Genomic DNA, 12,353 nt, shown 5'->3' on the forward strand with positions numbered 1-12,353 from the left:
GCCGATATGCAGAAAAAGAAGCCGCGATTTAACGACCGGATCATCAAAGACGGCTTCCCTGATGGCTGGTTCATTCAGGACCGCATCTGCCAAAACGAGGCGCTGCTTTGTCGGAGAAGTGATTTCTTCTCTCTATCTGGCAACATTTGCATCTGCACTCGCCCGCGCGCGATACCGACAGATGCATGGATCCTGACCGCGCAGATTATCGCGCATGGCTTCGATGCCGAGAACAACCGCAGGCGCGAAGCCCGCGACGAACCCGAGTCCACCTAACCCCCCGAGAGGCCCTATGAACAGCGCCGAATTTCGCAAAGATCTGCTGAAGATCATGCCCGGCTACAGCTGGACGGTTCACAAGACGTCGACACCCGAGCGCCTGACCGCGACGGGCATCCAGTCGAGCGGCTTTCGACACTAAGCGTAATACGGCGAGAGAAAGGGGGCCATGCGTCCTACGAAGTCAAGTCAGCCTCGCATGGAACCAAATCGCCATGGGAGCATGTGGCGTTTGCCGGAACACTGGCGAGAGCCTTGCGTGAGTTGCAGCAGCACTATCAGTGGCAGGCCGGAAAGTTTCGCGGCCTCGCTGCGCGAATGGAAGCCGGTAGGAAACCGATCATAGAGCCAGAGGTTTCAGCAGATCCCGCACCTGTTTCAGACTAGCGCCCTGTCCATAGCGTTCGCGGTTCAGGCTGTGCCCGAAAACGTCGCGCCTGATCCGTTCGTCTATTCCGGCCGCAAGCATCCGGTCTTCGAAACTGTGACGCAGCGAGTAAAGGCTGTGTCCAGGCGTTTCCAATAGCCCGTTCTCGCGCATGAATTTGTTGATGGTGGCCGACAGTGATGCGCTATCCCTGTATCGTGGGAAGCCATTGGGGAATGCCTTGAATGCGTCTAGGCTGACACCCAGCAGCGGTATCTTGCGCCGGGCGTATTGACTTTTCAGTTGGCGGCCGACCGGCTCGATCGAGATGTGAGGCACGTCATGGTCCAGCTTGATCTGCGCGGCGGTGAGCCCGGCGCCCTCAGATGGTCTGTAGCCCGTGTTCACCATGCCCAGCAGGATCGCCCGCGCTTCGGCGTTGAGGCCATCCAGCGCGCCCTTGGCGAGTATAGTTCCTTTGATCCAATCAAGGGAGAAGGCGGGGCGGGTTTTCTTCTCGCCTTCCTTCAGGGTCAGATCGGACAGGGGCAGATCAAGGCCAAGCCGCTTCATCTTGTTCACGGTGCGCAGGATATTCCCGATGTGGCTCAGGTCTTTGTTCGCGCTGTTGGCCGTCAGCCCTTCGGCGCGGATCTTCTCGAACCACCATTGCCGGAACTCCAGCATGTCGTCGGCAGTGATATCGGCGATGGGCTTGTTGCCGATCACGGCGATGAGGTTCGTGATGGCCTTCTTGCGCGGGTTTTCCCAGCGCCTGATCTGATCCTCGCTCTTGCCGGAAGTCCTGTCTGCGGCCAAATCCCAGAACAGTTCGAGCGCCCGTTTGACTGTGATTTCAGGCTTGGGCGCTCCGCCCAGGATGGCCCGCGCTTCGGGCATGTCCAGCTTGCCATCGGCGCGCATGGTCTTCTCGATGCGATCAAAGAGTTGCTGGCGCGGCAGCCTCGCCACATCGGCAGCGGGCAGGTAGCGGTAGCCGCGCACCGCGGCAAGCTCTTTGGCCGCCTCAAATCGCTTCTCAGCGTCATCTGTGGCCCCGTGGAGCTTTGCCTCCCACGCCTCCAGCATCTCATCCCAGACAGCAGGCGCCTTGCGCCGGGCCACGTCCTCAAGGTCCGTGTGCAGGCTGATCCAGACGTATTCGCGGGGCTCGACATCAACGAACCGCCGGGGAACCCTGCGTCTGAAATGGAGATGGCCGTTTCTGCGCGTGAACTTCATGGCGCGTTTATGCCCCGCCATGAGATGCAAATCAAGACAGCGATTGTGCAGCAAAATGTAACGAATTGTGCAGCAAAAATTCGGCCGGGGGAGGGGTAATTCCATCTAACCGATTGTTTTGGCTGTATTTTGTCAAAAAAAATTGGCGGAAGGGGTGGGATTCGAACCCACGGATGCTTTCACATCGCCGGTTTTCAAGACCGGTGCAATCGACCACTCTGCCACCCTTCCGTCGCCGGTTGTCAGAACCGGCGCTTTTGGCGGGCCGGTTCGTCTTCCGTCTGGCTGCTTCTAACGCTCTGTCCGCGCCATCGCAAGATGTCGGACGCTAGCCTGTTGCAATACGCGGGCGGCCTGAGGCGGTGACGCGCAGGCGGGATTCGATGAACATTGACTGGCCCTCCACTTCGGCGAGAATGTCGTCGCGTTCAAGCTGCAGGCGTGGCGTGGTGACGCCGGCGCGCGCGGCGCTTGCGCTGGCCTGTGCGCGCAGATCGGCCTCAAGCCTGGCAATGGCCAGAGCGGCGGAGGGGAAGGCGGCGGGGCCGGTGGTGAGATGGGCGACGAACCGGCCCGGGGCAGGGCAGGTGACCGTGCCCTCGGCATGCATGGCGACCTGACCGACCACCGCGCCGATGGCATTCGCCACGCCCGCGTGCCCGGGCACCACCAGCCGCGCGCCCAGCCGTTCCGCGATGGCGCCGTAATAGCACCCGGCCGAAGCCCCCAGCGCGATGACCGGCGCGGCAAGACGTGCGCTGAGCGTCACAAGGCTCGCGCGCTGCGCCAGACCGGCCTGCTGCGCCAGCCCCGCATGCAGCAATTCGTGCCGCGCCAGCACTTCGGGGGGGTGCTGCCATTGCCCGGCCTCTTCGGCAAAGGCGGCCTCCAGCAGGCAGTCAACCGATTGCCGGGTCAGCTGGTCGATGATCGCCTGTGCCATGGCTGCGCCGTCCGGGGCCAGCCTTGTGCCGCTGCCGCTGCGTCGCCGGGCGAGCAGGGTCAGGGCTTTCTCCGCTGCCCCCGTGTCCCAGCCGGTCTGGCGGCCCAGGACATGGGCCGCGTCGCTGGGCGTGACGCCGCAAAGCAGCGCCTGTCCGCCCGCCACCAGCCGGGTCAGGGCCGGGCCTTCGATCCGGCTGCGCAGGAGCGTGGAAAGGCGCTGTGGCCCGGCCAGAAGCCGCTCGGCCAGCGCCTGCTCGCGCGGTGGCAGGCCTTCGGGCAGGGTGGTGAACAGTGCGACGGCAAAGCGGGCGGCGTCTTCGGGCACGGGGTCACGGCTGAGGGCATCATCGAGCGCGCCATGCACCAGCGCGGGATAGAGGGTTGCCGCCAACGAGACCGGCATCATGCGGCGCGGTCCCAGCCTGAGGGCGGTCGCCAGCCCGTCCAGCACATGCACCTCGCTGTCGCCGCCCAGCCCGGTGGTGCGCATCGCCACCGCCTCGACCATGGTGCGGAAGGCGCCGACCTGCGCGCCCTCGGGGTCAATCGCCGGGCGACCATCGCGCAGCAGGCAGACATCGGTGGTGGTGCCGCCGATATCGGCGACCAGCGCATCGCGCTCGCCGGTCAGCCAGCTTGCCCCGGCGACCGAGGCGGCGGGGCCGGAAAGAATGGTCTCGATGGGTTTTTCACGCACCATCGCGGCGGAAACCAGCGCGCCGTCACCGCGCACCACCATCAGCGGCGCCGCAATACCGCGCCGTGCCAGATGGGTTTCGCAGGCAGTGATCAGCCGGTCGATCATTGCGATCAGCCGCGCATTGAGCAGCGCGGTCAGCGCGCGTTTTGGCCCGCCCAGCGCGGCGGAAAGCTCGTGCGAGCAGGTGACGGGCAGCCCGGTGCGGGCGCGGATCACCGCGCGGACCGCGTTTTCATGCGCCGGGTTGCGCGTGGCAAAGGCGCTGGCAACGGCGATGCCGGTGATTCCCCTGGGCAGCGCGGTCAGCGCGGCCTCCAGCGCGGGCAGATCGAGAGGGGCGCGGGCCTCGCCCGCATGGCCGTGCCCGCCTGCAAGCTCGATCAGCGGATCGCCCGCCAGCGCCTCGGTCAGGCCCGCGCGGGTGCGCTCTGTGGCGTCAAAACCCACAAGAATCAGCGCCACGCGCCCGCCCTGACCCTCGACAAGGGCGTTGGTGGCCAGCGTCGTGGACAGGGAAACCAGCGCGATGTCACCCGGCGCCACGCCCTCGCCCTGCGCCAGAACCGCGTCGATGGCACCGCCGATGCCTTGCGACAGATCCGGCCTTGAGGTCAGCGCCTTGGCATGCGCGATCACCTTCTGGCGCGCGTCATCCAGCAGGACGGCATCAGTATAGGTGCCGCCGGTATCCACCCCAAGGAAAATGCTCAATTGCCCCGCCTGCCTTCTTCGCGCCTGCTGCGTTGATGCCTGATGTGTTGCTCGCTGCTTTCTTGCGCCACGGCAAGCGGCGTGGCACCGCCCGCTGCCTCCGTGATGACAGACTGGTCAGAGGCGTTCCGGTTGGTGACGATTCGGGCGGGCGCATGCTGAGCAAGCGCGTTCTCCAGCGTGGCGCGGCGGAAGGGTTTGGCGATATGCCCGCTGAAACCGCTGGCCAGATACTCCTGCACCTGATGCTGCATCGCATGGGCGGTCACCGCCAGCGCTGGCGTTTGCGCCGCGCCCGCTTCGGCCTCAAGCGCGCGGATCGCGGCAAGCGCGCTGACCCCGTCAAGCACCGGCATCGAGATGTCCAGCAACAAGAGATCGAAGGCACCGGGGCGGTAGGTTTCCAGCGCAATCTGGCCGTTCTCGGCCAGCGTGACCGACACACCCAGCCCGGTCAGCATGGCGTTCAGGATGAAGCGGTTGGTGCGGTTGTCATCGGCCACCAGAACCCGCAGGCTTGACAGATCGCGGTCCTGACCGGCGGCTGGCGGCGGGGCGGTGCCAGCCGCCGGGGCGGGCAGGTGCACACAGGCCCGCGTCCCTTCGCCAAGACGGCTGTCGATGGTGATCTGGCCACCCATCAGATGCACCAGCCGGCGGGTGATCGACAGGCCCAGCCCGGTGCCCCCGAAGCGCCGCGCGGTAGATCCCTCGGCCTGCTCGAACTCGTCGAAAACCTTTTCCGCCTGTTCGGCGGTCATGCCGATGCCGGTATCCTGCACCTCGACGCTCAGCATGTCCTCCGGCGCGATGCGGAAGGAAACGCTGATCGTGCCGGTCTCGGTAAACTTGATCGCGTTGCTAATCAGGTTGTTCAGGATCTGGCGGATGCGGTGGGCATCGCCCATGCGCAGCTGCGCGCATTCCGGCGCTGTTTCCACCACCAGCCGCAGCCCCTTTGCCTGAACGCGGCTGGCAAACAGCGTGTGGACGCGCTGCGCCTCGGCCTCCGGGGCAAAGGGCTGCAGCTCGATCGCCATCTTGCCCGCCTCGATCTTGGCCAGATCAAGAATGTCGTTGAGAATGGTCAGCAACCCCTCGCCGGATTCGCGGATGGTTTCCAGCATCCGGCGCTGCCCGGCATCGGTCACCCGCTCGCCCAGCAGCTCGGCCATGCCCAGAACGCCGGTCAGGGGGGTGCGCAGCTCATGGCTCATATTCGCCAGAAAGCGCGATTTCGCCTGACTGGCCGCTTCCGCGCGCTCGGTGGCGGCCATCAGCGCGCTGACATTGGTGCCGACCCCCCGATACCCCAGAAACCGGCCGTCGGTGTCAAAATGCGGCGCACCACTGACGCGGACATAGAGCGGCGCGCCCGCCTTATCATGGGTGACACGGTAGATGAAATCGGTGAAGGGCTCATGCGCGGCAATCTTGCGGTCCAGCTCTGCCCAGTCGGCGCTGCGGGCGGCATCCGCGGCCAGACCGATCTCGCTGCGCCGCTTGCCCATGATGCGCGCGCGGCTCAGCCCGGTCGCCCGGTCAAAGCCGCTGGAAACATAGGAAAAGCGCCCCTCGGCATCCTGCTCCCAGAACCAGTCATCGGTGACCTCGGCGATATCGGCGATGCGCTTTTCAGCCGCGCGGCGCGCCTCCAGCGCCTTTTCCAGCGCCTCGCGGGCCTCGATCAGGGCAAATTCGCGCTGCTTGTTCTCGGTGATGTCGATATGGACACCGCTTTCCGCGGCGGGCACACCCGGGCTGACCCAGCCCAGCACCCGCGTCTTGGACAGAATCCAGACCCAGTGGCCGTCGCGGTGGCGCATGCGGAATTCATGCATCGTCCGGTTGCTGCCGACCTCATAGAGCGAGGCGACATTGGCCTGCAGCAGCGCCAGGTCATCGGGATGAACATTCGCTTCGAACAGCGCCTGACTCATCGGCGTCAGTTCCTCGCGCTGGTAACCCAGCATGGCGGCATACTGATCGTCGATCACCACTTCGCCGGTAACGGCATCAAGTTGCCAGGTGCCGACGGCGGCGGCGTCAAGGATGGTGCTCAGCCGCTCTTCGGCGCGGCGGCGTTCCGAGATGTCGATATCAACGCCGCTCATCTTCAGCGCCTTGCCGGTGGCATCGCGGGTGATAACCTGCCCGCGGGTCAGAATATGAACCCAATGGCCCTTGCGGTGCCGCAGGCGGATTTCAACTTCAAGGCTGTCAGTTTCGCCGCGCAGCACATTGCCAAGCAGCGCCCGCGTGCGACGGTCGTCATCCGGGTGGATCAGGCTGACCCATTCGCTGCGCGGAACGGTCAGGGAAGCCCCGGCATCAAAGCCCAGCACCTCGCGCCAATAGGCGTTCACCTCCTGCGAAAAGGTGGTCAGGTCCAGCTCCCATGTGCCGACACGGGCACCGCGGATGATGTTGTTGAGCCGCTGTTCGGCGTGGCGCATGGCGGTGATGTCGCTGCGCAACCCCACATGGCTGCCATCCGCCATGCGCGTCGCCCGCACGCCGATGATCTGCCCGTCGCGATAGCGCAGCTCACCCCAGTACATCGTGTCGGTCTTGTTGACGGTGCTGATCAGCGCATCGGCATGTTCGCGCACGCTGGCCCCCTCGGCCACGTAAAGGTCGCGCGCGGCGGCGGCTTCGATGATCTCGGGCAGCGAGACGCCGGGGCGGATGATGTCGGCGATCCCGGCATTGATTTCGCGGTAGCGGGTGTTGCACATGACCAGCCGGTCATCGCGGTCAAACAGCACGAACCCGTCATGCAGCGCTTCGATCGCCTCATGCAGGCGGGTATGGGCGGCGGCGGTTTCGCTGGCAAGGCGCTTGAGCTCGGCCTCGTTCTTCTTGCGTTCGGTTATGTCGGTGCCGATCAGCAGCGAGCCCTGAAAGCTGCCGTTCTTCCCGGTCAGCGGTTGCAACGCGACATCGGCCCAGTATCCGGCGCCCTCGTTGAGGCGCAAAAGCAGCTCGGTCTGGAAAGGTTCGCGCCGGGCGAGGGCGGCCAGCAGCAGATGGATGGTGGCAGGGTCGGCGCCCTGCGCCAGAAGGGGGGCGTCAAAGGTATGGCCGCGCAGCGCGCTCAGCTTCAGGCCGGTGCGCTGCTCAAAGGCAGGATTCACCCAGAAGATCAGGCCCTCTTCATCCAGCACCATGGCGTGGTTGGTCATCCGCCGCGTGATTTCGATCAGCAGCGCATTCTCGTTCTCGCGCGCCCGCTCGGCCGTGACATCGCGGATACGGAAGACGAAACCATGGGCCTTCCCGGCATCAGCGACCCGCGCAACGGTCAGGCGATACCATTGATCGCCGATCATATAGTCGGGCGGATGGGAAACACCTTTCTCCAGCGCTTCGTCCATCGCGGCGCGCTGCAGGCGCGCAACCTCGGGCGGAAGGGTTTCTTCCAGCGTGCGCGACAAAAGCGCGGTAGGTTCGCCCGACAAAAGCTCGGGCGCGGAGCAATGGTAGTCAATGCAGCGCCCCCCGGCATCAATTTCAAGCACCAGTTCAGGCATCGCGGCCAGTGTCGCGCGCAGGCGTTCAAGCGTGGCCTCCTGCATCCTTCGCATGCCCTTCAGCGCCTGTTCGGCCTGCTGGCGCGCGATGGCTGACAAAAGCCCGTCGGTCAGCGCACAGAGCATCCCGGCCTCGGCACCGTTGAAGGGCGCCCCTTCGCCAAGCCGGTCAAAGCCCAGAAAGCCGTGGAACACACCGTCCCGCAGCACCGGCACACAGAGCAGCGAGCGGATATCCTGCATCGCAAGAAGGTCGCGCAAGGGGTTGTCCGGCAGAGAGGAAACATCCTTGACCAGCACGGCCTTGCCGCGCGCCAGCCCGGTTGTCGCTTCCTCGAAATCCTTGAGCGTAACGCCTTGCAGCGCCGCCTGCACAGGGGCCACGCCCGGCGCGCACCATTCATGCGTGTTGAACCAGCTCCCCGACCGGCGCACGAAGAAATAGGCGCGCTGCGCATCGCAGGCCGCCCCAAGCTGGCCAAGCACCGCGGTGATCGTCACATCCAGCTCATCCGGCGCGGCGCGCAGCAAGGTGTTCAGCGCGCTGACCACCAGCGGAAAATGCGCCGCCTCGGCGGGTGCGGGGGTGAATTCGATGCTGTTGGCGGAATACATGTTCTTGCGTGACTCGGAGCGGTTCAACCGTTTCAATAGCTTAGGAACATCCATCTGGGATGAAAATCAATAAAACGCGGGATTGTGGCTGCAGTATGATGATTGCCACGGGAAAAACAGCCCGCCCCACCCCGGACAGACCCGGCAGGGCCCGGTTTTGCGCCGGGATCAGAGTGCAAGGAGACCCGCCATGACCAGGCCGCCCGAAGACGCCGACGCCCGCCGCACCGTCGCCCCGGTAATCTGCTATCCCACCGTCACGCTGCCGCAACCCGATCTGGCACTTTACGCCCGCGCCCGCGCGCAGGCCCGGGTGGTGGCGCAGGTCACCGTCCCTGCACGCGAGGCCGCGACATTCCGCGTCAGGGCCGGGCAGTTCTTCCGCATCAGCTGCCCGGAAGCATCGCAGGTGGGCGATCTGAACCTGTTCAACGCGCAGAACCCGGACGAGCGCTTCTTTTCCGGCAAGACGCGCGCCCTGCACGGCACCCATGTCAGCACCGGCGCGCGCCTCTGGTCAAACCTGCCCCATCTGCGCCCCATGGCAACCATCATTGCCGATACGCTGGACTGGTACGGCACCGATGCGTTCGGCGGGCGGGTGCATGATGTGATCGGTACGCGCTGCGACCCGCATACCCATTTTCTGCTGTCAGGCGGCGAAAGCTATCACCATTGCTGCCATTCCAACCTGACCCGCGCGCTGGTGGGTGAGGGTTACCCGCGCGAGACAGCCGAGCGGATGGTGCATGATGTGCTCAATGTCTTCATGTGCACCGGCTTCACCGCCGATACCGGGCAGTATTTCATGAAAGCCAGCCCGGCGCGCCGGGGCGATGCGATTGAATTTTTCGCCGAGATCGACCTGCTGGGCGTGTTGTCAGCCTGTCCGGGCGGGGATTGCAGCACGGAGCATTCCTCGGACGCCGCCCCGTGCCATCCGCTGCTGGTGGAGGTTATGGCCGCTGAAGCCGGCGCATTGGCGGGCTGGGCCTCGCCGCCGGTCAATGGCTATGAGCGGACGCATGGCCTGACCATATAAGGGGGCTTTGCCCCCTCTGGGCTGCGCCCATTCACCCCCAGGATATTTTTGAACAGGTGAAAGGGCAAAAAGAGGCGTTGGCAAGGGCAGGGCGGTGAAATATGATCAAATTATTCCTTATGATGGAGCCGTCATGTCCACCTCCGCACCGATGATTGCCGGAATTTCCCGTGACCGGCTGGCCGGTTTCCATACCCGCGAAACCCGGCGCTTTGCTCAGGGGCGCGCGCGCAGCCGGGCGTTGCTGGACGCCGGGCAGGGCGCCTGGCTGGGCGGCGTGCCGATGCACTGGATGAAGGACTGGCCCAGCCCCTTTGCGCTGGTGGTGAAAAAGGCTGAAGGGGCGCGGCTGGAAGATGCCGATGGTTTTGAGCTGGATGATTTCTGTCTGGGCGATACCGGGGCGATGTTCGGCCATTCGCCCCGGCCGGTCGCGCGGGCGATCCGGGCGCAGGCGGGGCGGGGGCTGACCACCATGCTCCCCACGCAGGCCGCCTTGCGGGTCGGCGCGCTGTTGTCGGAGCGGTTCGGCGCGATGCAGTGGCAGATCGCCACCACGGCCACGGATGCCAACCGCAACGCCCTGCGCGTGGCACGGGCGGTGACCGGGCGGCGCAAGGTGCTGGTGTTCAACGGCTGCTATCATGGCACCTTGCAGGACACGATGGTGGCGCTGGAAGGCGGGCGCACGGTGGCGCGGCCCGGGCTGGTGGGGCAGGGGTTCGATCTGACCGAAGGCGCGGTCTGTGTGGAGTTCAACGATCTGGCGGCGGTGGAAGCGGCGCTCGCGGGCGGTGATGTGGCGGCGGTGCTGTGCGAGCCGGTGATGACCAACAGCTGCATGGTTCTGCCCGCGCCTGGTTTTCATGACGGGCTGCGGCGGCTGACGCGGGCGCATGGCGCGCTGCTGATCATTGATGAGACGCATACCATTTCCTCGGGCCCCGGCGGCTATACGCGGGTGCACGGGCTGGAGCCGGATGTCTTCGTGCTGGGCAAATGCGTGGCCGGGGGCATGCCTGCCGCGGTCTGGGGCCTGTCCGACGCGGTTGCGGCGCGCTTTGCCGCCTATGACGCGGCGCGCCCCACAGGGCATTCGGGGATGGGCACCACTTTGTCGGGCAATCCGATGCAGTTTGCCTGTCTGGAAGCCACGCTGAGCGAGGTGATGACGCCCGAAGCCTATGCCCATATGGAAGCGGGCGCGGCGCGGCTGGAAAGCGGGCTGGCGGCGGTGATCGCGCGGCATGGGTTGCCCTGGCATGTGGTGCGGGTGGGGGCGCGCGTGGAATTCATCTGTGCGCCCGGCCCGCTGCACAACGGGGCGGAGGCCGCGCTTGCCCATCAGCCGGAACTGGAGGCCGCGCTGCATCTGGGGCTGGTCAACCGGGGCTGCCTGATCGCGCCGTTTCACAACATGATGCTGGTCAGCCCGGTGACGAAAAAGCGCCAGATCGACCGGCTGGCGGCGGCTTTTGACGAGGTGGTGACCGAGCTGCGGATGGAGGGCGGGGATGCCTGAGATCACCTGCCCCTCGGGCGCGACACCGGCTGAGGCCGAGGCCTTTCTGGCCGCGCATCCGGAGATTGAGGCGATCGACATTCTGCTGCACGATTCCAACGGGATCGGGCGCGGCAAGATCATCCGGCGCCATGAGCTGATGACGGTTTTTCAGCAGGGGCGGCATCTGCCGATCTCGATTCTGGGGCTGGATATCTGCGGCGAGGATGTCGGCGAGACCGGCCTGATCTGGGATACGGGCGACGGCGATCTGCGCGCCTGGCCGGTGCCGGGTTCGCTGGTGGCGCTGCACGGCACCGATCCCGCGCGCGCCGAGATGTTTCTGGCGCAATACCACCTTGACGGCACGCCGATGCTGTCAGACCCGCGCCACGTTCTGGCACGTCAGGTGGAAGCGCTGGCGGCGATGGGGTTGCAGGCCTCGGCGGCGTTTGAGCTGGAATTTTTCCTGCTGGACCGTGAGCGCGACGCGCAGGGCCGGGTGCAGCCCGCGCGCAATCTGACGGATGGCCGCCGGATGGCTGCGACCGAGGTCTATTCGGTGGATGCGCTGCACGGGATGCAGCCCTTGTTCGATGCGATCTATGCAGGTGCCGGGAAGGCCGGGATCACGGCGGAGACGCTGATTTCGGAATATGCGCCGGGCCAGTTTGAGCTGACGCTGCGCTACCGCAGCGCCATTGTGCAGGCCGCTGATGATCTGGTGCGGCTGAAGCGGATCGTGCGGGCGCAGGCGCGGGCGCATGGGGTGGTGGCCTGTTTCATGGCCAAGCCTTTCGCCGATCAGGCGGGTTCGGGGATGCATCTGCATGTCTCATTGCAGGACGGGGCCGGGCGCAATGTCTTTGCCGAGGCGCCCGGCGCGGGCTGGAGCGAGACGATCCGCCACGCGCTTGGCGGGCTGATTGAAACGATGGGCGAGTCGATGCTGGTGTTCGCGCCGCATGCCAATTCATGGCGGCGCTTTGCCAGCGAGAGCTATGCACCCGTGTCGCCCAGCTGGGGGGTGAACAACCGCTCGGTCGCGCTGCGTATCCCGGAGGGTGACGCGCGCGCGCGCCGGATCGAGCACCGGCCCTCGGGGGTGGATGCCAACCCGTATCTGGTGGGCGCGGTGGTGCTGGCGGGTATCCGGCGCGGGCTGGAGGGGAAGGTTGATCCGGGGCCGCAGACCACGGGCAACGGCTATGCCGAGGCGGCGCGTTTTGCGATTCCCCGGGACTGGCGCGCGGCGATCGGCATGGCGCGCGATTCAGCGTTTCTGAAGGATGCTCTGGGCGCGGAGATGCACCGCACCTTTATCGCCGTGAAGGAGGCGGAGTTCGCCCGCGTGGCGCGCGCGATACCGGAGGTGGATTTCGAGCTTTATCTGCACCGTGTGTGATCTGCCGGGATCG

8 protein-coding genes and 1 tRNA gene are annotated in these 12,353 nt (G+C 65.7%); 5 read left to right on the top strand and 4 right to left on the bottom strand.

Annotated elements, in window-relative coordinates; genetic code table 11:
• The first annotated feature begins 6 nt into the window (after nucleotides 1-6).
• On the top strand, nucleotides 7-276 hold the full coding sequence (locus V7Q53_RS03070; protein WP_333826908.1) for a hypothetical protein: 270 nt from the start codon (nucleotides 7-9) through the stop codon (nucleotides 274-276).
• Between the two features lie 16 nt (nucleotides 277-292).
• Nucleotides 293-421: a hypothetical protein gene (locus V7Q53_RS03075; RefSeq protein WP_333826909.1), complete on the top strand. Its 129-nt coding sequence runs from the start codon at nucleotides 293-295 to the stop codon at nucleotides 419-421.
• A gap of 198 nt (nucleotides 422-619) precedes the next feature.
• Here V7Q53_RS03075 and V7Q53_RS03080 read toward each other — a convergent pair whose 3' ends face one another.
• From V7Q53_RS03080 to V7Q53_RS03095, 4 genes are all read right to left on the bottom strand, one after another.
• A complete protein-coding gene (locus V7Q53_RS03080) occupies nucleotides 620-1,888 on the bottom strand; it encodes a DUF6538 domain-containing protein (protein WP_333826910.1) in 1,269 nt (422 codons plus the stop codon).
• Between the two features lie 143 nt (nucleotides 1,889-2,031).
• Nucleotides 2,032-2,119 (bottom strand) — tRNA-Ser (locus tag V7Q53_RS03085).
• 97 nt (nucleotides 2,120-2,216) lie between these two features.
• The gene (locus V7Q53_RS03090; RefSeq protein WP_333826911.1) at nucleotides 2,217-4,244 is read right to left on the bottom strand and encodes a hydantoinase/oxoprolinase family protein; all 2,028 of its coding nucleotides are present in this window, start codon (nucleotides 4,242-4,244) and stop codon (nucleotides 2,217-2,219) included.
• Complete coding sequence (locus tag V7Q53_RS03095) at nucleotides 4,241-8,392, bottom strand: PAS domain S-box protein (RefSeq protein WP_333826912.1); 4,152 nt, start codon at nucleotides 8,390-8,392, stop codon at nucleotides 4,241-4,243. Before V7Q53_RS03095 ends, V7Q53_RS03090 begins: the two co-directional genes overlap by 4 nt.
• Nucleotides 8,393-8,582: 190 nt before the next feature.
• Between V7Q53_RS03095 and V7Q53_RS03100 the strand changes: the two genes are divergently transcribed.
• The 3 genes from V7Q53_RS03100 to V7Q53_RS03110 all read left to right on the top strand — a co-directional run bounded on the left by V7Q53_RS03100 (nucleotide 8,583) and on the right by V7Q53_RS03110 (nucleotide 12,340).
• Nucleotides 8,583-9,434 (top strand): urea carboxylase-associated family protein, encoded by an 852-nt coding sequence (locus tag V7Q53_RS03100; RefSeq protein WP_333826913.1) that lies wholly within the window; start codon nucleotides 8,583-8,585, stop codon nucleotides 9,432-9,434.
• Between the two features lie 133 nt (nucleotides 9,435-9,567).
• Nucleotides 9,568-10,956 carry an aspartate aminotransferase family protein gene (locus V7Q53_RS03105; protein WP_333826914.1) on the top strand — a complete coding sequence of 463 codons (1,389 nt, stop codon included), beginning with the start codon at nucleotides 9,568-9,570 and terminating at the stop codon, nucleotides 10,954-10,956.
• Nucleotides 10,949-12,340 (top strand): glutamine synthetase family protein, encoded by a 1,392-nt coding sequence (locus V7Q53_RS03110; RefSeq protein ID WP_333826915.1) that lies wholly within the window; start codon nucleotides 10,949-10,951, stop codon nucleotides 12,338-12,340. Before V7Q53_RS03105 ends, V7Q53_RS03110 begins: the two co-directional genes overlap by 8 nt.
• Nucleotides 12,341-12,353 lie beyond the last annotated feature (13 nt).

The organism is Pararhodobacter sp., from assembly GCF_036802785.1.
Classification (GTDB): domain Bacteria; phylum Pseudomonadota; class Alphaproteobacteria; order Rhodobacterales; family Rhodobacteraceae; genus Pararhodobacter.